At 30.1% G+C, this 23,394-nt stretch carries 23 protein-coding genes; 13 read left to right on the top strand and 10 right to left on the bottom strand.

All coding sequences use genetic code 11. The annotated features are described in order from the left end of the window. Both FMM58_RS02190 and FMM58_RS02185 read left to right on the top strand, forming a co-directional pair. The coding region (locus tag FMM58_RS02190; RefSeq protein WP_263349606.1) for a flagellin at window positions 1–497 on the top strand (497 nt) is incomplete at its 5' end. A 168-nt stretch (window positions 498–665) separates the two neighbouring features. Continuing rightward, on the top strand, window positions 666–1,043 hold the full coding sequence (locus FMM58_RS02185; RefSeq protein WP_150141828.1) for a type II toxin-antitoxin system HicB family antitoxin: 378 nt from the start codon (window positions 666–668) through the stop codon (window positions 1,041–1,043). Window positions 1,044–1,369: 326 nt separating this feature from the next. On the opposite strand, the gene tilS is transcribed toward FMM58_RS02185, so the two are convergent. From tilS to ung, 3 genes are read right to left on the bottom strand one after another with little or no spacing between them, the layout of a single operon-like run. Further along, window positions 1,370–2,338 carry a tRNA lysidine(34) synthetase TilS gene (tilS, locus tag FMM58_RS02180; RefSeq protein WP_150141827.1) on the bottom strand — a complete coding sequence of 323 codons (969 nt, stop codon included), beginning with the start codon at window positions 2,336–2,338 and terminating at the stop codon, window positions 1,370–1,372. Then, on the bottom strand, window positions 2,328–3,644 hold the full coding sequence (gene rimO / locus FMM58_RS02175; protein WP_150180352.1) for a 30S ribosomal protein S12 methylthiotransferase RimO: 1,317 nt from the start codon (window positions 3,642–3,644) through the stop codon (window positions 2,328–2,330). The genes tilS and rimO overlap by 11 nt, the downstream gene beginning before the upstream one ends. Window positions 3,645–3,675: 31 nt before the next feature. Next, the gene (gene ung, locus FMM58_RS02170; protein WP_150180351.1) at window positions 3,676–4,353 is read right to left on the bottom strand and encodes a uracil-DNA glycosylase; all 678 of its coding nucleotides are present in this window, start codon (window positions 4,351–4,353) and stop codon (window positions 3,676–3,678) included. A 220-nt stretch (window positions 4,354–4,573) separates the two neighbouring features. Between ung and aspA the strand changes: the two genes are divergently transcribed. The 11 genes from aspA to FMM58_RS02115 all read left to right on the top strand — a co-directional run bounded on the left by aspA (window position 4,574) and on the right by FMM58_RS02115 (window position 14,857). Next, window positions 4,574–5,974 (top strand): aspartate ammonia-lyase, encoded by a 1,401-nt coding sequence (gene aspA / locus FMM58_RS02165; protein WP_150141824.1) that lies wholly within the window; start codon window positions 4,574–4,576, stop codon window positions 5,972–5,974. A gap of 8 nt (window positions 5,975–5,982) precedes the next feature. After that, window positions 5,983–7,323 (top strand): anaerobic C4-dicarboxylate transporter, encoded by a 1,341-nt coding sequence (locus tag FMM58_RS02160; RefSeq protein ID WP_150141823.1) that lies wholly within the window; start codon window positions 5,983–5,985, stop codon window positions 7,321–7,323. A 96-nt stretch (window positions 7,324–7,419) separates the two neighbouring features. Next, the gene (locus tag FMM58_RS02155) at window positions 7,420–8,631 is read left to right on the top strand and encodes a multidrug effflux MFS transporter (RefSeq protein WP_150141822.1); all 1,212 of its coding nucleotides are present in this window, start codon (window positions 7,420–7,422) and stop codon (window positions 8,629–8,631) included. 67 nt (window positions 8,632–8,698) lie between these two features. Beyond that, window positions 8,699–9,910 (top strand): Tol-Pal system protein TolB, encoded by a 1,212-nt coding sequence (gene tolB, locus FMM58_RS02150; RefSeq protein WP_150141821.1) that lies wholly within the window; start codon window positions 8,699–8,701, stop codon window positions 9,908–9,910. A 75-nt stretch (window positions 9,911–9,985) separates the two neighbouring features. Beyond that, a complete protein-coding gene (gene pal, locus FMM58_RS02145) occupies window positions 9,986–10,483 on the top strand; it encodes a peptidoglycan-associated lipoprotein Pal (protein ID WP_150141820.1) in 498 nt (165 codons plus the stop codon). Between the two features lie 3 nt (window positions 10,484–10,486). After that, on the top strand, window positions 10,487–11,416 hold the full coding sequence (locus FMM58_RS02140; protein WP_150180350.1) for a tetratricopeptide repeat protein: 930 nt from the start codon (window positions 10,487–10,489) through the stop codon (window positions 11,414–11,416). A 16-nt stretch (window positions 11,417–11,432) separates the two neighbouring features. Then, entirely contained in the window at window positions 11,433–11,981 is a 549-nt protein-coding gene (locus FMM58_RS02135; RefSeq protein WP_150180349.1) for a peptidylprolyl isomerase, read from the top strand. Next, entirely contained in the window at window positions 11,972–12,901 is a 930-nt protein-coding gene (gene fabD / locus FMM58_RS02130) for an ACP S-malonyltransferase (protein ID WP_223810436.1), read from the top strand. The genes FMM58_RS02135 and fabD overlap by 10 nt, the downstream gene beginning before the upstream one ends. Further along, complete coding sequence (locus FMM58_RS02125; protein ID WP_150180348.1) at window positions 12,898–13,584, top strand: 5'-methylthioadenosine/adenosylhomocysteine nucleosidase; 687 nt, start codon at window positions 12,898–12,900, stop codon at window positions 13,582–13,584. The genes fabD and FMM58_RS02125 overlap by 4 nt, the downstream gene beginning before the upstream one ends. Next, window positions 13,581–14,333 (top strand): tRNA 2-thiocytidine biosynthesis TtcA family protein, encoded by a 753-nt coding sequence (locus FMM58_RS02120; protein ID WP_150141816.1) that lies wholly within the window; start codon window positions 13,581–13,583, stop codon window positions 14,331–14,333. Before FMM58_RS02125 ends, FMM58_RS02120 begins: the two co-directional genes overlap by 4 nt. After that, window positions 14,330–14,857: a cysteine hydrolase family protein gene (locus FMM58_RS02115; RefSeq protein WP_150180347.1), complete on the top strand. Its 528-nt coding sequence runs from the start codon at window positions 14,330–14,332 to the stop codon at window positions 14,855–14,857. The genes FMM58_RS02120 and FMM58_RS02115 overlap by 4 nt, the downstream gene beginning before the upstream one ends. On the opposite strand, the gene FMM58_RS02110 is transcribed toward FMM58_RS02115, so the two are convergent. From FMM58_RS02110 to FMM58_RS02080, 7 genes are all read right to left on the bottom strand, one after another. After that, the gene (locus FMM58_RS02110) at window positions 14,835–15,953 is read right to left on the bottom strand and encodes a hypothetical protein (protein ID WP_150141814.1); all 1,119 of its coding nucleotides are present in this window, start codon (window positions 15,951–15,953) and stop codon (window positions 14,835–14,837) included. The genes FMM58_RS02115 and FMM58_RS02110 overlap by 23 nt on opposite strands. A gap of 10 nt (window positions 15,954–15,963) precedes the next feature. After that, window positions 15,964–16,164, bottom strand: coding sequence for a hypothetical protein (locus FMM58_RS02105; protein ID WP_150141813.1), 201 nt, complete (start codon window positions 16,162–16,164; stop codon window positions 15,964–15,966). A 106-nt stretch (window positions 16,165–16,270) separates the two neighbouring features. After that, window positions 16,271–17,131 carry an aldo/keto reductase gene (locus FMM58_RS02100; RefSeq protein WP_190317925.1) on the bottom strand — a complete coding sequence of 287 codons (861 nt, stop codon included), beginning with the start codon at window positions 17,129–17,131 and terminating at the stop codon, window positions 16,271–16,273. Window positions 17,132–17,141: 10 nt separating this feature from the next. Next, window positions 17,142–19,847, bottom strand: a complete 2,706-nt coding sequence (locus FMM58_RS02095) for a RecB-like helicase (RefSeq protein WP_150141811.1) — start codon at window positions 19,845–19,847, stop codon at window positions 17,142–17,144. Then, on the bottom strand, window positions 19,844–22,219 hold the full coding sequence (locus FMM58_RS02090; protein WP_150180345.1) for a PD-(D/E)XK nuclease family protein: 2,376 nt from the start codon (window positions 22,217–22,219) through the stop codon (window positions 19,844–19,846). Before FMM58_RS02090 ends, FMM58_RS02095 begins: the two co-directional genes overlap by 4 nt. After that, window positions 22,216–22,794, bottom strand: a complete 579-nt coding sequence (locus FMM58_RS02085) for a hypothetical protein (RefSeq protein WP_150141809.1) — start codon at window positions 22,792–22,794, stop codon at window positions 22,216–22,218. The genes FMM58_RS02090 and FMM58_RS02085 overlap by 4 nt, the downstream gene beginning before the upstream one ends. Further along, window positions 22,787–23,377: a hypothetical protein gene (locus FMM58_RS02080; RefSeq protein WP_150141808.1), complete on the bottom strand. Its 591-nt coding sequence runs from the start codon at window positions 23,375–23,377 to the stop codon at window positions 22,787–22,789. Before FMM58_RS02080 ends, FMM58_RS02085 begins: the two co-directional genes overlap by 8 nt. Window positions 23,378–23,394: the final 17 nt, after the last annotated feature.

Raw genomic sequence — 23,394 nt, 5'->3', positions numbered from 1 at the left:
ATAGTGGTCATAATTATTCTGCTTTGATTAAAGCTAACGCAGTCTTTGTTAATTATAGTGCAGGTGTAATTTCAAATGCCTACATAGTAAGTGTTGGTTCAGGTTTTAGTGCTGGTTCTGGTCTTTCTCAATACGCATCATTTAGGGTTGGAAGTGATGGAGGTGCTTCAAATGGTATAGATGCTTACGCAACAACCTCAGGCGTTACTACCCTAGCAGGTGCAATGGCTGTTATGGATATAGCTGAAACTGCTATAGCTGACCTTGATGCAATTAGAGCTGATATAGGTTCTGTGCAAAATCAATTAACAGTAACTATAAATAACATAACAGTTACACAAGTTAATCTTAAATCAGCTGAATCTACCATTAGAGACGTTGACTTTGCAAGTGAGAGTTCAAACTACTCAAAAACTAGTATCTTAGCCCAAAGTGGTACTTACGCACTAGCCCAAGCAAATGCATCTCAACAAAATGTTCTTAGCTTACTTCAATAGCTAGTTTAGTTTAGAGTTTGCTAGTGAATGTTTAGGAGTGCGAAAGCACTCCTTTTTTTTATGCTTATTTTTATTTCAAGTTGGCTTTAAAATATTTTTATTTATTTTTATTATAATATGCTCTTATGAGTAAGTAAAAAATTTATAAAAAAATAATTAAAGGTGATTATGAAAAAGGATATAAATTATTATTTGAATTTGCCCTATGAGATTATAGTGCGAAAATTAAGCGATGAAGAAGGTGGAGGGTATTTCGCAAGATATAAGGATTTTCCTTATATAATGGGCGACGGTCAAAGTGAGGCCACAGCGATTGAGAATGTTAAAAGTGCTTTTAGTGGGGCTATAGAAGTTATGCTAAAATGTGGCGATAAGATTAAAGGACCAAATTCAAAGGATAAAAGTAAAAATTTAGCCATAACCTTAAAAGAAAGCATAATAGGCAAAACCGATAAATACTCACAAACATTAGGACTTTCTAGGTCGGCTTTCATTGCAAAAGCACTAGAACAACAAATAAATTATTTAAGTAAAAAACATATTTAAAGATGAGTAAGAAAGCACTCCTTTTTTAATATTAAAAAAATTTAACCATATAGTGGTCTCGACCCTATGGCTAAGCCCAAAGTAAATTGTATCTTATCTTGCTTAATACCGAAAAAATTAAGTAAATATAAAAGAACCAAATTTAAAAACAAACAAAAACATTAACTTAAAAGAAATGGTATAACCTAGACCTTTAAAAGCTCATTTGTAGCATAATAAATTGTAAAACAAAAGCTACTACAAGGCGAGTATAAACGCGATTGTACTTAACATTTAAATTTCATAAATTTTTTTTATAATGATGGTTTAAAAAGATTGCTATAACATTAAACTACTACCCTTGCTAAAAACTCCTTTATATTGACATTATGATTAAAAAGATAAGGGCGAAGTAACTTTGGGATTTTATTGATTCTACATTCTTCTTTAAAGCTTTTTGGCATTTTTAAAGCATTTTCAAAGTTAAAAATAAAGGCCTTGTTAAAGGCGTAGCAAATGCCTAATTTAGCACTTATAACGCAGTCTTTTTTACTTTCTTTTCTTTGCTTTGCACTCATAACAATGCCAAATCTTTTAACAGCCCTTGCAATCACGCTTTCATTTATAGCACAATACAAAATCCCCTTAAATTCTAAAATTTCAGTATTTAAAAGGCTTAAATCCTTGTTTATGTACTCAAAGCTTTTTTTAACACCTCTTTCAAAATTGTTTATAAATTCATTACTAAAATGCTTTCTAATGTAATTTCTCTTAAATTTTTCATTCTCATTGCTTTCATCTTCAAAATAAAAAATATTATTTTGCTTTAAAAAGGCTAAAATTTCATTTTTGCTAAAATTTAAAAAAGGTCTTATTAATAAAAAATTATCCTTTTTAACTATATCTTGCATGGGACTAAGTTCTAAAAAACCGGCCCCCTTGGAAAACTGCATTAAAAACCATTCAAAATTATCGTTTAACTGGTGGGCTAAAAGTACATTTTCATAGCCCTTTTTTTCGCAAAGTTCTTTAAAAAAAGCGTATCTAAACTCCCTAGCCTTGCTTTCAAAATTGTTCTTAAATTTGGGAGCTGTTTTTGTAAAAATTTGCTTATTAAATTTACTTGCTAACTCTTTTGCCTTTTTTTCTTCTAAATCGCTTTGCTTTCTTGTTTTGTAATTAATCAAGGCTAAATCAAAGCTTATATTTTGCCTTAATAAACACTCAAATAAAGCCCTGCTATCGCCCCCATAACTAAAGGCTAGTAAATTTTTTTTACCCCTTAAAAGCCTTAAATATTTAAGCTCAATTTTCATATTTTTTAATAGCCCTTGCTAGTAATTTTTTATCTAAATGTTCTAAAATTTCACACTCATAAATCTCGCCTATTTGTAAAGGCCCACACAGGCTTTCATTTATTAAAATTTCTCCATCAATGTCCCTATCCCAGATTAACTCCTTTGCACCTATAAAAAACTCCCCTTCGCTACTTTGCCCATTACAAATAACTAAAACCCTTTGTCCTACCCTATTTTCAAAGCTTTTATTTATGGAATTTTCTACTATTTTTTCAAGCCGTTTAAGACGAGAATTTATAGTAGACCTTGGAATTTGGACCATATCAAAGGCTCTTGTATTTTCTTCTTTTGAGTAAGCAAAAAGGCTGATCCTATCAAAATTAAAATTTGCTATAAACTCGCATAATTCATTAAATTCGCTTTCTTTCTCACCCGGATGACCCACTATAAAGCCCGTTCTTAAAAAGCTATCCTTTGCCTTTCTCATTAAACTTAAAAGTTCTAAAATATGCTTTTTACTATGCTTTCTTTGCATTATCTTTAACATATTTTCATTTATATGCTGTAGGGGCATGTCAAAATAATTTGCAAAAATTTTAGAATCTATAATTGTTTTTATCAATTGTTTAGTAGTAGTACTTGGATAAAGATATAAAATTCTAGCTACCAAAACGCCCTTTATTTTTTCAATTTCTTTTATAAGTTTAATGAGTCCATTTTTTTCGCCCTTATCTAGTAAAAAAGAAGAACTATCCTGTGCTATAAAAGAAAAATCTTTAAAGCCCTTACTTACTAGATCTTCAACCTCTTCTGTTATGCTTTTAATGCTTCTTGATTGAAGACGACCTTTAAAAGTAGGAATGGCACAAAAAGAACAATTTTGATTACAGCCCTCGCTTATCTTAATAAAGGCATGGTGTTTTGAGCCAGTAATTATCCTTTTTGAATTTGTGCTTTGTAAATAAGTAGAATTTGAAAATAAATTTTGCCTATTTATTATCAACTCATCTATCTTTTCATAATCGCCAACGCCGGTAAATAAATCCACCTCAGGCAAGGCCTTAATCAACTCATCTTTATACCTTTGCATTAAACAACCAGTTACTATAAGCAAGGAATCTTTTTTGCGAATGCTATGTAAATTTAAAATAGCTTGTATGCTTTCTTCTTTTGCACTTTTGATAAAACCACAGGTATTTACTATCAAAATATCAGCCTTGTTTGCCTCTTGTGTTAAATCATACATGCTTAAACATCCAAGCATTATTTCGCTATCTACTAAATTTTTATTGCAACCTAAGGATTGTAAAAAAAGTTTTGCCATAATTTTCCTTTAAAAGTAAAATTATATAAAACTAAGCCCAAATAATTTCTTTTTTTCCAAGTTTTTTTAATAAAGAATTTGTTTTTGAAAAATGCTTACAACCTAAAAAACCACTTCTTGCAAGTGGACTAGGATGAGAAGCACTCAATATAAAATGCTTATTTGTATCAATTAATGGAATTTTAGACTTAGCAAAATTTCCCCATAGTAAAAAAATTAAATCTTTTTTCTTTAAACTTAGCTTTTTAATCACTTCATCACTAAATTCACACCAACCCCAATTTTTATGACTTTGTGGTTTATTTTCATAAACGCTAAATATAGAATTTAAAAGCAAAACGCCCTGTTTTGCCCATTTGCTCAAATCCCCATTTGTAGAAATTGTTATACCTAAATCGCTGTTTAATTCTTTAAAGATATTACGCAAACTTGCAGGAATTTTAACTCCCTTTGGTACAGAAAAGCTAAGTCCCATGGCCTGGTCTTTTTTGTGATAGGGGTCTTGCCCTAAGATGATCACCTTTAAATCCTTTAAAGGCGTGATTTTAAAGGCGTAAAATAATAAATCAACACTTGGCAAAATAGGTTCTTTTTCTTCAAGTGCTTTTAAACAACGATTTTGAAGTGCTATAAAATAAGGCTTGTTAAATTCATCTTTTAAAAATTCTTGCCACTCATCGCTCATTTGATTAATTAAAATGTCTTTCATTTATATCGCTTTTATTTAAAATATCAAAAATTCTAAGTAAAATTATATTAATTTTTTATTAATCTTTTTTTTTTTTTTTTTTCAAAAGCGAATTTTAAAGCTTTTAACAAAAAATAACTTTTTTATTATTTAATTTTAGTTTAAATATAAAAGTACTAAAATGCCGTGCAATTTACATAGATATTTTGATTTATGTAAAAATTCACTAAAAAGGTTTTTTATGGGAACTAGGAAAGAACACGATTTTATCGGGGAACTAGAACTTTCTGATGATGTGTATTATGGAGTGCAAACCTTTAGGGCTTTGCAAAATTTCAATATTACAGGTGATAAATTAAGTAGCTATCCAGGCTTTATAAAGGCTTTAGCACAAGTTAAAAAAGCAGCTGCACTTGCAAATTTTGACCTTAAATTACTAGATGCAAATATAAAGGATGCTATTTGTAAGGCTTGCGATAAGTTAATTGCAGGTGAGTATAGAGAACAATTTGTAGTTGATATGATTCAAGGAGGGGCTGGTACTAGTACAAATATGAATGCAAACGAGGTTATTGCAAATTTAGCCCTTGAAATTTTAGGGCATAAAAAGGGCGAGTATCAATACTGCCACCCAAATGACCATGTAAATTTATCTCAATCTACAAATGATGCGTATCCTACGGCTATGCGTGTGGCACTAGCTAGTGAGTTATCGCATTTTGCCGATGATATGAAAGTGCTTAAAAAATCTTTTGAAAAGAAGGCAGAAGAATTTAAAGATATTTTAAAAATGGGTAGAACTCAACTTCAAGATGCCGTCCCTATGACCTTAGGGCAAGAATTCCAAACCTTTGCTGTTATGATAGGAGAAGATATTGAAAGAATTTTAGAAGCTAGAATGCTTGTAAAAGAGATAAATATGGGTGGTACTGCCATAGGCACGGGAATAAATGCTGATTCAAGATATGCAAAATTAGTCCAAGCAAAGCTTGTTGAAATCACAGGACATTCTTTTATAACAGCAGATAATTTAATAGAAGCTACTCAAGATACAGGAGCTTACGTGCAAGTAAGTGGGGTTTTAAAACGCGTTTCAGTTAAGCTTTCAAAAATTTGTAATGATTTAAGATTATTAAGTTCAGGTCCTAGGGCTGGTTTAAATGAGATAAATTTACCTAAAATGCAACCGGGCAGTTCTATAATGCCAGGCAAGGTTAATCCTGTAATACCAGAAGTTGTTAATCAAGTATGCTATGCAGTTATAGGCAACGATGTAACCGTCAGCTTTGCAAGTGAAGGGGGGCAATTACAACTTAATGTTTTTGAACCTGTCATTGCTTATGGATTGTTTAATTCAATTACCATGCTAAGAAATGCTATGCTAACCCTTGCCACAAAATGCGTAGATGGCATTAGCGCAAATGAAAAAATTTGTAGCAATTTTGTTTATAATAGTATAGGCATAGTAACTGCCTTTAATCCTGTCCTTGGCTATGAAAAATCAGCTAGCATTGCAAAAGAAGCTCTCCAAACAGGAAAACCTGTGGCTGATATCTGCCTTGAAAGAGGTTATTTACCAAAAGAAGAAATAGATAAAATTTTAACGCCTCAAAATATGCTAAATCCACATAGGCAAAACTAGGAGTATATATGGAAACTTTAATGCTTATCGCACAATTAGTAGTATTTTTAGGGGCGATTTTTCTAGGAATTAGACTTGGAGGTATAGCCATAGGCTATGCTGGAGGTTTAGGCGTTGTCGTTTTAGGACTTGTTTTAGGAATGAAACCAGGTAGCATTCCTTGGGATGTTATTTTAATCATAGCTGCAGCCATTGCTGCAATTTCAGCCATGCAACAAGCTGGTGGCCTTGATTATATGGTTCGTATAACAGAAAAAATTCTTAGGGCAAATCCAAAATTTATAAATTATCTAGCCCCAGCTTGCGGTTGGTTATTAACCATACTTGCGGGAACGGGTAATGCGGTATTTTCTCTTATGCCTGTTGTAGTTGATGTTGCAAAATCTCAAAATATAAAGCCATCAGCTCCTCTTTCTTTAATGGTAGTTTCTTCACAAATTGGCATTACAGCAAGTCCGGTAAGTGCTGCAGTTGTTTATATGAGTGGAGTTTTAGAAGAATTTGGTTGGAATTATCCTACCTTAATACTTATTTGGATAGTAACTACCTTTATAGGTTGTATGGCAACTGCTTTTATAGTGGGTTTAATAACTAATCTTGATTTAAGTAAAGACAAGGTTTATCAAGAACGTTTAAAGGCCGGGCTTGTAAAGGATAGTGGCGAAGTTTTAAACTCAGTTGATAAACCGGGTGCTAAAATTTCAGTAGCTATTTTTTTAATAGCCGTACTTTGTGTGGTACTTTATGCAACTGCCATTTCAAATAATGTAAAATTAATAGACCCTGTTATAGTAAAAAGAGATGAAGCTATTATGAGTTTCTTATTAACTGCTGCTTGCTTGATTACTTTAATTTGCAAGGTTAAACCAGCTTCTATACTTGAAACTAGCGTATTTAAAAGTGGTATGACGGCTTGCGTTTGCGTTTTTGGTGTAGCTTGGCTTGGAAATACCTTTGTAGCAGGGCATCAAGAAGAGATTAAAAGCATGGCGGCTAATTGGGTTCAACAAATCCCTGCGCTTTTAGCCGTAGCTTTCTTTTTTGCAAGTATGCTTTTATATTCACAAGCTGCCACTGCAAAGGCCATTACTCCTATTATAATAACAGCCCTTGGCATAAGTGCTACACAGCCTGGCGATTCATATATGCTTGTTGCTTGCTTTGCCGCTGTTTCAGCCCTATTTGTACTTCCTACCTATCCTACCCTTTTAGGAGCCGTTCAAATGGATGATACGGGTAGTACTAGAATAGGAAATTATATTTTCAATCATCCATTTTTTATACCGGGTATTTTAGCTATCGCAATATCAGTTGCCCTAGGCTTTGTGCTAGTACCAATCTTTGCTTAATTCATTCCTCCTTTAAGGAGGAATTCAAAGTTTTTTATAAGATTAACTTAGTAAAATTCTAACTTCTTTCAAATATAAAATAATAAAGGTTACAAAATGTTAAAACATTCAAAATTCCATGGCTTTGCCAAATTTAAGCTTGTAGTTATTCTAGCCTTTATGTCAAGCGTGGCACCTCTTTCGACTGATATGTACTTGCCCGCGCTTTCTCATGTAGAAGAAAGTTTTAAAACAAATACCTTTTTAACTCAACTTTCCCTTGCTAGTTTTTTTATAGCTTTTGCCTTTGGTCAATTAATTTATGGACCATTAAGCGATATTTTTGGGCGAAAAAAGCCTATTTTGATAGGGGTTTTTATATTTATTATGTCAAGTTTGGGTTGTGTGGTAATTGATGATATTAATAGCTTTATTATTTTGCGTTTTTTTGAAGCCCTTGGAGGTTGTGCTGGAGTGGTTATAGCAAGGGCTATTGTGAATGATTTATTTGAGATAAAAGACGCCGCTGCAATCTTTGCCTTGATAATGGTAGTAAGGTCACTAGCCCCTATGTTATCGCCTACATTTGGTGGAATTTTACTTCAATATTTTTCTTGGCAAAGTATATTTACAACGCTTTTTTTATTAGGAATTTTACTTTTTATTATGGTTCTTTTTGGCTTTAAAGAAAGTGCACCGCATTTAAAAGAAAGGAAATTTTCACATAAAGAAGCTATGCAAGGTTATAAAGCAGTATTAAAAGATAAGCCTTTTTTAGTTTATACCTTTGTAGCTGCCCTTGCCCTTGCGTCAATGTTTGCTTATTTGACAGGTTCAAATTTTGTATTTACTAAATTTTTTAACTTAGGAGAACAAGCCTATGCTATACTTTTTGGCGTAAATTCACTAGGCTTTATAATCTTTGCAAATGTAAATGCAAAATGGGTACAAAGCTATGACCCTGAAAAAATTCTAGCCCTTTCCTTGCTAGTAATGCTAATCTCGCTTTTAATAGTGCTTTTAACCTCTTTTATATATCCAAATTTCTGGCTTTTTGAGATTGCACTTTTTATAGGTATATCAATGCTAGGTTTTATAGCCCCAAACACAACTACCTTAGCCATGGCAAGATTTAAAGAACACTCAGGTACAGCATCTGCTATTTTAGGAATGGTAGAATTTGCACTGGCTGGTTTTATTTCTTTTATAGTAGGTGCTACAAATGCAAATACCCCTTTAGTACTAGCCCTTGTTATGAGTGCTTGTTTAATCTTAGCAAATGGGCTTTATTTTGCATCAAGAAAACATTTAAATGATAAAATTTATTAATAAAATTTTATTTTGTTAAATTTTCTTATGTAAAATTTAGAAATTTAATACAAGTTAGGAGCTTATAGTGAAAAAGATTTTAATACTTTGTTTGTTGTGTTTAGGCATTGTTTATGCAGAAGACCCTGTGATTGAGGTTATAAATAAGGGCGTTGCTTTGCCAAAGATTATAGTTAAGGATAATTCTAATGCCTTAAATGATGGTAATTTAAAACGCAGTTTTTACAATATACTTGTAAACGACTTAAAGGTAAGTTCCAATTTTGAAGTGGTTAGCGAAGGTAGTGAAAGTACAAATTATACCTTTGAATATGAGCTTACAAAAAATGGCAAAGGCTTAAATTTAAATGTAGTGATTAAAGCCGGTGGAGCTCAAAAATCTAATCAAAATTATAGTGTAAATAATGTAGAACTTTATCCTTTTTTATCACATAAAAGCGTAAAGGATTCTGTTGGTTTTCTAGGACTTGCTCCTGTTGAATGGATGGACCATAAAATTTTAATAGCTAGGACGGCTGGTTCTAAAAAAAGTCAAATAATAATGGCTGATTATACCCTAACCTATCAAAAGGTTATAGTAGATGGGGGTTTAAATCTTTTTCCAAAATGGGCAAATGTAGAACAAACTGCCTTTTTTTATACAGCATACGACCATGATATGCCAACACTTTATCGCTATGATTTAACTAATAATAGGGCCACTAAAATCCTTTCAAGTGGTGGAATGGTAGTAGCTAGCGATGTTAGTAATGATGGCAAAAAAGTTTTGATCACTATGGCACCAAAAGACCAACCTGATGTGTATTTATATGATTTAAATACAAAAAAAGTTAGCCAACTTACAAATTATGGTGGTATAGATGTAAATGGAAATTTCATAGGAGAAGATGAGTCAAGGATTGTTTTTGTATCAGAAAGACTTGGTTATCCAAATATCTTTATGCAAGGCTTAAATAGCAAATCAGCCGAACAAGTGGTATTTCATGGGAAAAATAATTCAGCCGTTTCTACTTATAAAGACTTTTTAGTTTATTCAAGTAGAGAACCAAATCAATCAGGCGTATTTAATATTTATTTAATGTCTATTAAGAGTGATTATATTAGACAGCTTACTGCAAATGGAAAGAATTTATTTCCTAGATTTTCAAGCGATGGAGGAAGTATAGTATTTATAAAACATTTAGGTGCCCAAAGTGCCTTAGGTGTTATACGCGTTAATGCTAATAAAACTTTTTATTTTCCCTTAAAGGTAGGAAAAATTCAATCTATTGATTGGTAAAAAAATTTATTTTTATCTTGATTTTAATTAAAATTTAGGTATAATATCGCAACATTTTTTTTAGAAAGGTCTTAAATGAACAAAGTTATTTTTTCGTCAATTGCAGCTCTTGCAATTATCATCAGTGGTTGTAGTGTTAAAAAAACCTCTGTAAGTAGTGATACTACAGTTGATACTTCTAAGGCAACTGGTAGTCAAGACATAGAAAGTATTGATTCTAGAATCAGTAGATTAAACGATACTTTAGAAAAAGTATATTTTGACTTCGATAAATTCAATATTAGAAGTGATATGCAATCAGTAGTTAATACAAATGCAAATATCTTCAATACAGAAGTTAGTGGTGTAAGCATTACTGTCGAAGGAAACTGCGATGAGTGGGGAACTGATGAATACAATCAAGCTTTAGGTTTAAAAAGGGCTAAAGCTGTTAAAGATGCACTTGTTACTCAAGGTGTAAATACTGATAGAATCGCTATTAAAAGCTATGGCGAAACTAATCCTGTTTGTACAGACAAAACAAAAGCTTGCGATGCACAAAATCGTCGTGCAGAATTTAAACTAGCAAGATAATTAATGAAAAAAACATTCCTGGTAGCCCTATGTGGGGCTACCTTTCTTTATGCAGAAACTTCTGCCTTTGGTGCTGGAGTTGCTAGCAGTTCTACGCCTTATGGCTTAAACGCTAATGAAAAATATTTTAAAGAAAAAATAGATTTTTTAAGTGATAATTACTCACAAATAAACGCTAAAATTAATGAAACAAATGAAAGATTAGAAGGTTTGCAAAGTACTTTAGAGGGTATAAATTCTCAATATGCAAAATCAACTTCTCGTCTTGCCCAGCTTGAAAATAGCTATGATGATAATAATTTAAGCAATGAACTTGCCGCCCTTAAAGCCTATGTGGAAGAAAGTAGAACAATTCAAGAAAAAAATAATAAACAAATTAAAACAATTTTAATAGAATTAAGTTCTTTAGTTGATTCTATTAATGATAACTATGTTTCTAAAAATGAAATTGATAGAAATTTAAGCTCTGCTTCTGCTTTATTAACCCCTAGTGTAAAAAATGAAGAAAAAAAGCCCGATGTAAAAGAAGAAACAAAAAAAGTAACTGAAAAAAAGGTTGATGATAGTTGGAAAAAGAAACAAAATAATGAAATTTTAGAACTTGCCCTAAGCGAATTTAACAAAAATAGCCTAGAAAGTGCTGGTGAAAAATTTCAATATCTTGTTAGCAAACAATATCGCCCTGCTACAGCAAATTTCTATCTAGGTGAAATTCAATATAAGCAAAAAAACTACGCTAGTGCCTTTAATTACTATAAGATAAGCACCTCTCATGGAGGTAAAAAGTCAGATTATTATCCAAAGCTTTTATATCACACTGCAATTTCTTTGGATAAGGTTGGAGACACTGCAAGTGCAAATAAATTTTACAAGGCCTTAAAGCAAGAATTTCCAAATTCTGCCGAAGCAAAGGCTGCCCCAAATCGTAAATAAACACACGGAGAATAAAATGGCTATAGAAAAAAATAATGTTGTATCTATGTTTTATGAGTTAAAAGATGCAAACACAGGTGAGATTTTAGAAACAAATCTCTATTCAGAACCACTTTCTTTTATACTTGGAAAGGGTCAAATTTTAGAAAGCTTAGAGACTGAAATAGCAAAGCTTGAAAGTCCTTGCAATGCCGATGTTATCATAAAAAAAGAACAAGGCTTAGGCGAGTACGATGAAACAGCCATACAAGAACTTCCAAAAGAACAATTTGCAGGTATTAATCTTGAAGTTGGAATGGCACTTTTTGGAGAAAGTGAAAACGGCGACACAGTTCAAGTTATAGTTAAAAAAATAGGAGATGATATAGTAACCGTTGATTATAATCACCCTTATGCTGGTAAGGATTTATTATTTAGCTTAAATATAGTCGATACAAGGGCAGCTAGCGAAGATGAAATTCTAACTGGCATTATAGCAGGAAGTAGAAGTTGTGGTTGCGAACATGGTGGCGAACACAAACATAAAGGTTGTTGTGGTGGCCATGGAGGTTGTGGTTGTCATTAACAAAATTTGCCTTTATCTTTGCTGGGCAAGGGTCTCAAAAAATAGGCATGGGACAAAGTTTTTATGAAAATTGTAATGGTGCAAAAAACCTACTAGAAGAAGCAAGTGATTATTGTAAGATAGATTTTAAAAACTTACTTTTTAGTGAAAATGATAAATTAAATAAAAGCGAATTTACCCAACCTGCCATAGTTTTAAGCTCATTAATGGCTTACGTGGTCTTAAAAGAAAAATTAAATTTAACACCTAGCTTTTGTCTTGGTCATTCTTTGGGTGAATTTAGTGCTTTAGCAGTGAGTGGGGCTTTTAGTTATTTGGATGCTATTTTACTAGTTCATAAACGTGGGCTTTTTATGCAAGAAGATTGCAGTAAGATTAAGGCTTCTATGATGGTAATTTTGGGCCTTGATGATGAGATGGTTGAGAATTTATGCAAAAATGCACAAGAAAAAAATAAACAAATTTATGTAGCAAATTATAACTGCGATGGACAGATTGTAATAGCTGGTTTAAGACCTGATTTAGAAGAATTTGAAGATGAATTTAGAAAGGCAGGGGCAAAAAAAACTATGCTTTTAAATATGAGCGTAGCAAGTCATTGTCCACTTTTACAAAATGCATCCTTAAAACTTGGCTTAGAACTTGATAAAATTTTAAATGCTAGTTTTAACCCCGTTGTATCAAATGTAAATGCCAAAATTTACACAGATAAAATCAATGCTTTAAACTTGCTTAAAAATCAACTTGTTAAACCCGTTTTATATAAACAAAGCATAAAAAATATAGAAAATGGAGTTGATTGTTTTGTGGAATTTAGCACAAATATCCTAAAAGGGCTTAATAAAAAAATCACTCAAAAAGAAACATTTACCTTATTAAATATAAATGATATAGATGAATTTGTGGAGAAAATTAAATGAAAATTGCCATTTTAAGTGCTATGGAAGAAGAATTAATCCCCTTACTTGAAACTTTAAAAGATTATGAAAGCATAAATTACGCAAATAATACCTATTACACAGCAAAGTATAAAAATCACGATTTAATACTAGCTTATTCAAAGATAGGTAAGGTAAACTCAACCCTTAGTGCTAGTATTATGATAGAAAAATTTAAGGCAGAGATCTTGCTTTTTACAGGGGTGGCTGGGTCTTTTAATGAAAAATTAAAAATAGGCGATTTAATAATAGCCTCAAAGGTCGTTCAATACGACCTTGATATAACAGCCTTTGGACATCCTTTAGGCTTTGTGCCTGGTAATGAAATTTTTGTTAAAACTGATACAAAATTAAATAATCTTGCCCTTGATATAGCAAAGAATTTAAATATTAAATTATTGCAAGGCATTATAGCCACGGGCGATGAATTTATTTGTGATGAAAATAAAAAGGCTAAAATTCGTCAAATTTTTAACGCAGATGCTTGTGATATGGAAGGAGCAAATGTTGTTTTAGTTTGCAATGCCTTAAATGTACCTTGCCTTTTGTTAAGAGCAATTAGCGATAATGCAGGAGAAAAAGCAGAATTTGACTTTGATGAGTTTTTAGTAAAATCAGCTAAAATTTCAGCAAATTTTATCTTTAAAATCTGCGATAGATTATGATAAATCTTAGTAAAAGATTGATTCGCCAAGTGGCACAAGCAAATGCTAAATTCAAACTTATAGAAAATAACGACAAAGTACTTTTAGGACTAAGTGGTGGCAAAGACTCACTAGCCCTAGCACATTTACTTGCTAGAATGCAAGCACACGCCCCCTTTAATTTTGAATTTGAAGCAGTAACTTTAAGCTATGGAATGGGTGAAGATTACTCGCATTTGCATAAGCATTGCGAAGAACATGGCATTAAACATAGTGTTTTAGACTCAAATATTTATGAAATTTCAGAAGAAAGCATACGCAAAAATTCAAGCTTTTGTAGCTATTTTTCAAGGATGAGAAGAGGGGCTTTATATACTTATGCCTTAGAAAAGGGTTTTAATAAACTTGCAATAGCCCACCACTTAGACGATGCAGCTGAAAGCTTTTTTATGAATTTTATTTATAATGGGGCACTTAGAACCTTAGCCCCTATTTATAAAAGCAAAAGAGAGATAATTGTCATTAGACCACTTATTTTTGTGCGTGAAAGGCAATTGATAGAAAATGCAAATGTAAATAATTTACAAGTAATAGGCAATGAATTTTGCCCTGGTATGAAGCTAAGCGAAAGAAATGTAAAATTTCCACACGCAAGGGCTGAGTGTAAGGAGTTATTAGCAAAATTAGAACAAGAAAATCCTAAACTTTTTACTAGTTTAAAAAAGGCATTTTCAAATATACATTATGAAAGTTTTTGGACGCAAAAATGAAAAAGGCATTAATTGTCGTTGATTTTCAAAACGATTTTATAAATGGGAGTTTAGGTTTTGAAAAGGCAAAAAGGCTTGAAAAGGTAATTTTACAAAAGCTTACAAATTTTAAAGATGATATAATTTTTACCTTTGATACCCATGATGATAAATATTTACAAAGCAAGGAAGGAAAAAATTTACCTATAAAACACTGCCTTATAAATAGCCCCGGTTGGAACATGCCAGAAAATTTTACTCCCTTTTTAAAAAAGGCGAAGAAAATTTTTTATAAAAATACCTTTGGAAGTTTGGAGTTAGCAAATTTTTTACAAGATGAAAATTATGATGAGTTAGAATTTTGTGGCTTAGTTTCTCATATATGTGTATTTGCAAATATCATTTTAGCACACTCTGCAAGTCTTAATACTAAACTTATACTTGATTTAAATGCTACTGCTAGTTTTGATGATGATTTGCATAATAAAACACTTGATATATTAAGGGTATTTAATGTTGAGCTTATACCCTTAAATCAAGATTAAGACTAGTAAAATTTATACTAGAAGTATTTGTTTCTTTATAATTTGTAAAAATTTCTTTCATAACCTTACTAAGTTGTTCATAATCTAAATTTTTTTCTGTATCATTTAAATACCTTGAACTTATATTTTTAAATTCATTTTGTAAATTTTCATAATATTCTTTAAAGTCATACTTTTTAAACTCATCACCATCAAAAAATTCAAGCAATTTCTCCTTTAAACTTGCTAATTCTGTCTCATCTAAGCTACTTATATCAAAGTCATTTTGAGCTAATTTTTCATAGCTTTGCATATCTTCCATAAAATCAAACAAGGTATAAGAATCGGCATTAAAATCAAAAAAACCTTCACCAAAGCCATTTGTTCTAGCCATATAGCTTATATTATCAATATTTGATTGAAGCATTTCACTTCTGCTTAAAACTTCATTATATTGTAAAATACCATCTAAATTTTTGTCATTTTTTATAGTTTTATCAAGTTCTAAGTCTATCGTGTTTGAGGCAAATTTTCCATCGTTATAAAGGTTTTTTTGATTTAATTTAAAATTTTGGCTAACTCCTGCAATAGACTTTGAATAACCATTTAATTGAATATAAGATTCTGTATAAACATTAGACATTGACAAAATTTTATCATTATTTCTAGTATACCAACCATGTGTTATAAAACCACTTCTTGTATTATCTAGTTCGCTTTGTTCTAAATAGCCATCATTGTTTTCATCAGCACTTAAATACGCCCTTTGATAAGCTATATCTGCGTACCAACCACTTACAAAACTCTCTGCTTTACCTGTTAAGATATAACTTCCATCACTTCTTTGATAAAAATCATCTTGGCTAAAATTTTCCTTTAAGATACTTATACTTTCTTTGCTTAAAGTACTTTGAGTAAGACGGGAAGTAATAAGGTCTTTAAAATAGATAGTATTTGAATTTTGTGCTTTAACACCAGATTCTAGCGACAAAGTTATATCGAGTTCTTTTAAACTACTATTACTAATATAACTTATACTATTTCTTAATGACTTATAAATAGTAGAAGTGCCTATTTTATCATAATCTACTTTCATTGATGAAAAATCAAGTGCCATTTTGTTTTCCTTATGGATTTGTATCTACGCCATAATTTTCAAGGCAAAATTGTTGTGCTAAAATTTTTTGTTTTGCAGTACCATTCTTAGCAGTATTCAAGCAATTTAAATAATTTTTATAATATTGCACTGGTGTTAAAAACTGAGTTCCCCAAGAAAAGCTGTAGCTAAAATTTACTAATAAAAAGGCTATTATAAAAAATTTTTTCATTACATTACCCTTACAAATTAAATTATAAAAATTATATCGACAAAATTTTAAAAAAGATATATTTTTCTAAAATTTTGTCATTTTTTTATAACTTAAATACACAAGACTAGCTTAAACTCCCTATTTTAGCCATTTCATCAGCGCTTAATGTAAAATCAAAAATATCTATATTTTCTTTAATTCTTGACGCGTTGCTTGATTTTGGTATGGCTATAAAGCCACTTTGGACACTCCATTTTAACATTATTTGAACCACTGTTTTATTATGATTTTTAGCAATAGTTGTTAAAATTTCATTCTTCATAGCCCTTTTAATATTGCCAAGTGGAGTATAAGCTTCTATAGCTATATTTTTATCCTTGCAAAATTCAATTGTTTTATTATTTCTTTCAAAAGGATTAATCTTTATTTGATTTACTGCTGGGATTATGCTTGTATTTGACATTAAATTATTAAGTTCTGATATATTAAAATTACTTACCCCGATTGAGCGAATTTTGCCATCCTTATAAAGCCTTTCAAGCACCTTATAACGATTTATATCATCAGATGTGCTCCAATGAAGTAAGTACAAATCCACATAATCCATTTGCAAACGTTTTAAACTATTTTCAAAGGCTTGTTTAGTATCGCTTTCACTAGCTATTTTTGTGGTTATAAAAACTTCTTCTCTTTTAAGTCCACTTTTTCTAAATGCAATGCCTACTTGTTCTTCGTTTTTATAATAACTTGCACTATCTATCAAACGATATCCTGCCCTATAGGCTTCAAGCATAGCATTTACGCCTTCTTCTCCTCTTATATCCCAAGTTCCAAAACCAAATTGTGGCATTGAAATTTTATTATTTAAAATCACTTCCGGCACCTTTGCCCCCTTAAAATTTAATATATCGCTACTAAGAAAATTTGGCATTAAGGCTATTGCCCCAAGACTTGCACCTTGTTTTAAAAATTCTCTTCTTTGCATAATTGCTCCTTTAAATTTCGTTGATATTAATCTCATTATCTAAAATATAAACAATAAAGGCCCTTGTTGGAAGTTGTAAAATTTCTTTTATAGCATCCTTGTAGCCACTTACTTGAATTTTATGTTCTTCTTTATATGTTAAACCAGTTTTATAATCCACTATAATAGTCTCTTTTTCATTAACACAAAGTAAATCAAGACGCAAAATTTCATTATTAAAGCTTAAAGTTTGTTCTTTAAAAATCTTTTTATCTTTGATTAAATTTTGAAAATTATCATTTTTAAGAAGTAAACTTACCCTTTTAAAAAGCCTTTTAAAATCATCATCTTGCAATAAATTACGCATTTTTTGGCGAGTTTTAAAGCAAATTTTTTCATAATTTAAGCCGTTAAATTCTACATTTTGCATAAAGAAGTGAAAGGCATTTCCAAAATAAATTTCTTTTGAATTTATCTCTTTATTGCTTTCTTCATTTTGAGGACCTACCCTTGCAAAGGGCTTTAGGCTATCAGTTTTTAAAGTTGAAGTTTGCAAATTTATATTTTTAGCCTCTATCACCCCTTTTTTAATAGGCTTAAAATCACTAAAAACGCTATTATTAGTATTATTTTTAATTATAATCAAAGAATCCCTAGCCCTTGTAAGTGCTACATAAAGCTTATTTATATCTTCTTCTAAATTTTCCTTATCCCTTTTATCTTTGAAATTTTTATAATTTATTTCATTGGTATTTTTTCTTATATCATCACTCATTTCAAGGCACCAGCCTTGATTTATATCATATTCTAACATTAAGCTTGTATCATCAGGTTTATTTCCTGACAAAGCATCAAGTAATATAACATTATCAAATTCAAGCCCTTTTGACTTATGCACATTCATAACATTAACGCCAAAATTATGCTCCCCTTTTAATGTCTCCTCACAAGGTTCAAAAAGTAATTTAAGTATATTTTCCTTTTTTCTAGCATATTCTATAAACTGCACAAGGGCTAAATCAAGCCTTAATCTTAAATTTTTAATCAAATAAAATAAGGTTTGAATGGTGCTTTTTGCTAAATCAAGCCTTAATTTTTTAGGCTTAAAACCTAACATTTCATTTAAAAAATGCAGATAAAACTCATCGCCAAAAATGCAGTATTTTGCATATTCTACTAAAATTTTCACATTTGCCTTATTGATTAATTTTATATCACCTTGCGTAAAGGCTTGAATGTTATTTTCCTTTAAAAACTCACATATTGAATTTGCATCGTCATTTTTCCAACACAAAACACAAATATCATTTAATAAAATGCCATTAATTTGCAAAAAATTAACCTTTTGAAGTATCATTTCAAAGCTTTTTTGCTTAAATTCAACTTCTTTACTAAGCTCAACAACTTCTAAAAAGCCTTCCTTTGCATTGCTTGAAAGTTCTTGTGGAATGTAAAATTCATACTTATTTTTAAAATGTTCATTTACAAAATCAATTATATTTTTGGCACTTCTATAATTAATCTTTAAATTTTCTTTTTGAATTTGGCTAAATTGATTACAAACTAGGTCAAAAAGCTCCTTTTTACCACCTCTAAAACGATAAATACTTTGCTTTTTATCGCCCACATAAAAAAAGCTCCTAAAATCCTTAACACCCTGTCCCGAAACAAGCTCAGCAATAATAGGCTTAATGATTTGATACTGTATAACGCTTGTATCTTGAAATTCATCTATTAAAAGGTGTGAAATTCGCCCGTCAAGACGAAAATAAATCATATCTTTATACTCACCTTGTATAAGTTCAAATGCCTTTTTTGCAATATCTGCAAAGCTTAAAATATTATTTGCTTTAAAATACTTATCCTTAGCATAAGTGTAAAATTGTAACAGTTTTAAAAGTTTAGCCTTTTTAAATTCCCTTAAATTAAGGGCGTAATTATTTGCAAATTCTATAAATTCTTCTCTTTTAGCCTTGAATTCGCTATCTTGCATACATTTTTCCATGTATTGTGTACTATTTTTAATAAAAGCCTTTGTAAAAAATTCTTTAATATTTAAATTTTCATTTTGAAACTGGTCAGTTAAATTTTTATAACCTTTTACATTAAGATACCTATCATTTATAAATTTTCTAAGTTCTAAATATTTTTCTTGCAATGCATCTTTATTAGGAAAGCTTAACTCTTTTATCTCTTCAACAAAGGCATTATTATAAAGCATGTTTAAAAACTCAAAAAATTTATCATTCTTATCCTCAGTTTGTATAAGATAATGTGCTAGACTATCTAAATTTTCATCATCTAGGCTATTGATAAAGATATTTTTATCAAAACTGCCCTCACTTACTATATCAAAATCACTCATTAAGCCTAAATTTAAGGCAAATACCCGTACAAGCCTTGAAAAAAAAGAATCAAGTGTGCTAATATGCAAATTCTGTCTTAAAAAATCTTCTTTTAAACTATCTCTAATGGCTACAAGCTGAGCCTTATATTTATTTAAAAGCTCACATAAAACAGCACATTCTGCACTTTTTTCGTCCTTTTCAATATTTAAAAAGGTATTAACTATCCTTTCTTTCATTTGTGCGGCTGCTTTGTTTGTAAAGGTAAGAGCCAAAATTTCATTCATTTTTACACCCATTAAGATAAGTGCTACAAAACGAACGCTTAAAGCAAAGGTCTTTCCACTACCTGCACTTGCCTCAAGGGCTAAATAAGGTTTAAATTCACTCATTTAAAATCCTTTTCATAAATGAGTTTATAAGGACAATAAAGATTGCCTTTGCTATCAAATTCTATAAATTGATTTTTTAAAAGTTCTTTTAAACACTCTTCTAACTCTAACAAGCTTTTATTTTTTGCTGTATCAAATTTAACATTTATCAAATCGTAAAAAATACCATCTGCATTTCTATCATACAAGGCCTTATAAAAGGCAAGCTGATAGGAATCTTGATAGTTTTTCACATTGCCATATTTATAATCAATGATTAAGTTTTTTCCATTTAACTCATCGATTCTATCAATCTTTCCTTCAAGTTTAATCTCTCTATCAGCAATTTTATAAATCTTAACATTGCTACTATTAAAATTTAATTCCAAAGCCTTGATTTTATAGCCATTTTCAAAATGTTCTTTTTCTTTTTGTGCAAAATTTTTAAGCCTAATTTTTAACATAGCCCTATCAAGTGCGTTAAGTTCTTTGCTGTGTTCTTTAAAAAATTCAAAAAAAGCCCTTTCATCAAAATAATCCTTACTTGAATTTGTATAAAATTTCTCTAATAAATCATGCACAAAATTTCCCATTTTCAAGGCTTTTTTATCATCTTGCCCAAAGGACCTTGCTTCTTGTAAATTTAAAATATACTTATAATAATAGGTTCTTTTGCATTTTAAAAAACAATTTAAACGACTAAAAGATAGTGGATTTTTAAAGATATCATGCCACATAATAGGGGCATTTAGAGGAGTTAAATTTAAAATAACACTTTCATAGTTTAAATTTAAGGCATTTAAATAGGCCTCGTTACTAATATCATCTTTAAAATTTGCTTTTATATCGAGTTCATCTAAAAAGCGAGATTTTGTAAATTCATCATTTTGTATATAAGAAATACTTACAAATTCAGCATTTTTAATTAAATTTTCATAATAAAATCTTTGTAAATTTTCCCTTGTTTCATAGCTTATTAAACCTGCTTTTTTGCGTATTTCATTATTTAAAAATAACTCATTAATATCCCTTGTAGGCACAAATTCATCGTTAAAATCAACTATTATCACACCCTTAAAGCTTAAACCCCTACTTTCTAAAAGTCCAGCAACAGTTACTTTACCCCCACTTGTATGGCTAAGGCTAAGTTTATTAAAAGATATAAATAAAAGTTCTAAAATGGTCTCAAGGCTTAGTGTATAAGAGTTTAAAAGTTCTTTTATAAGATATAATTCTTTTTTAATATATTCTTTAAGTTCGTTACTCTCATTTTTTGCTAAATCATTTAAAATTTTTTCTAAAAATACAAAATCGCAATCTTGCTTAAATTTAACCTTGAAAGTATTGATAAATTCGGTATTAAAATCTAAAATATTTAATATGCTATGTTGATAATCAAAAAAACTAGCGTTTTTAAAATAATCCTTATCCTGTTCGTATTTTATTAATTTAACACTTTCAAATAAGGCTTGTAAGGCTTGATAAAATAAGGTATTACTTAGCTTAAAGCCACTTGCAAAATTTAAATTATTGTTTTTATCATAAAGGTGTAAAAGCTCACAAAAACTCTCATCAGGGGTTATTATTATAATATCTTGTGGGTCTACGCCCTTAGCTATAAAATTACTAAGTTCATCTTGTACAAAAGTAGCTTGTAGGGTGCGTAAATCAAAGCTTTTAAGGTTAAGTTCTTTGTTTTTATTAATACATTCTTGCTTTCTTAAAATTTCTTTGCTACTAATATCAATCTCATAATATACGTTTAGTTTAAATTCTATATCATTTAAAAAGCTTAGTTTTTTTAAGGCATCCATATTAAATTTACTAGTACGAAAACATAAAATCACCCTTTTATGCTTTGAAATTTGTTCTAATAAATTACTCATAAAATAATTTAAAAAGCCTTGCATATTGTAAATTATCAAGTCATATTGTTGTAAAAAATCTACATTTAAGCTATATTCTTTACACAAAGAAATATCATCAAAAAGCTTATTTTCCTTTAAATTTGCTAAATAATTCTTAAAAACCTCGTCTAAAATTTCTAAATGTTCTATATAACTTGCATAATAATCATTGCTTTTTAAATCGTCCACGCTTTTATTTTCAATGGCAAGTTCTTTAAAAAATGAAAAAAGATAAGTATGGCTTTTTAAAAAGGCAAAAAATTCATTAGAAATTCCAAGCTTTTTACTTAAATTCTTGCTTTTAAGACAGGCCTTTTGTAATAACAATAAACACTCATAAGTATTTGCCCTAAATAAATCTATCTCACAAATATTTTCTATAAATTCATTATCAAGCATAAGCCTATCTAACAAAATATTTTTTTCTTTAGCCTTTGCTAAATAAGCTTTAATCTGCCTTTGAGAATTAAATATGCGTAAATTCATTGCACAAAAAGATTAAAGCTAAAAAAGCCTATAGTATTTTCATCTTTTTCTAATTTTAATTTTAACTGCCACCTGCCATTTTCAAGCTCTGGTAAAATAGTATTTAAAGCATAGGTATTTAAACTTGTCCTAAGCCCCTTGTTTAATACCCCATTCTCATTTGCGATAGGCTCATTTGCAAGATATAAATTAAGGTCTAAATTCTTATCTTGTTTATTTGTATGAGGTCTTGTTAAAAGCCCACTTGTTTTTATATCACTAGCACTTAAATCACTAAGTTCTTTTATGAAAATCATAATATTATTTTGGTCTTTATAAAGTTCATAAAAGGGGCGATCTTTTTTATCAAATTTTTCATCAAGTTCTAAATTTACATTAAAAAATTTATTAAATTCGGCTTGTTTTTGTTGAATTTTATCAAAATTACTTTCAACATTTTGATACTTATCAAAGTAAAAATCATCCTCATAAACAGGGTAATTACTTGCAAAAACAATAGTAACTATACAAGCTAAGATAATTGCAAAAATAGAAAGTAAGATTCCATATGGCCAAAAAGTCTTTGTTTTAGACATTTTTTCTCCTCTTTATTCTTCTTTGAATGTAGTATATCAAAGCAAAACAAATAAAGCCATAAATTAGTATCCTTAAAATATTTAAGGTATCTTTGTTTGAATTTCCTATGGAGTGTTCTAAGCTTATATTAAAATATTTTGCTATTCTATCTGTTATATCTCCATAACCATTTATTATAGCAGCATTGTAAATATCACCCTTTTTTGATGCAAGTATAGGCAAAATAGTACCAGTTGATGCATAAGGGCTTAAAACAGCTTCTTTGTCAAAAAAGGTTAAGGCTTCTTTAGTGCCTATTATATCTACTTTTTGAGAGCTAATTGAAAGCATTAATAAAATATTTGGTCTTGGTAAATCTTCTTGCATTTTTATTAAGTCTTCAACACTTCTTTCTTTGCTAACAGCCACGCCTATAAAAATGCCCGTTTTATCAAAAACTTCCTTGCCTATTAAATTTATCTCATCGCTTACTTTTTGATTTAAAACATTTTCATTGTAAATTACGGCTTTTAAAGACTCTTGTGCAAAAATTTGTATAAAGAATAAGGCGACAATTAAGCCGCCTTTAAAAATAATACTCATCCTATAAAAAGATGATT

It is taken from the genome of Campylobacter sp. LR291e (genome assembly GCF_008633915.1).
In the GTDB taxonomy this organism is placed as follows: domain Bacteria; phylum Campylobacterota; class Campylobacteria; order Campylobacterales; family Campylobacteraceae; genus Campylobacter_D.
This window is presented reverse-complemented; position numbering and strand designations above follow the sequence as displayed.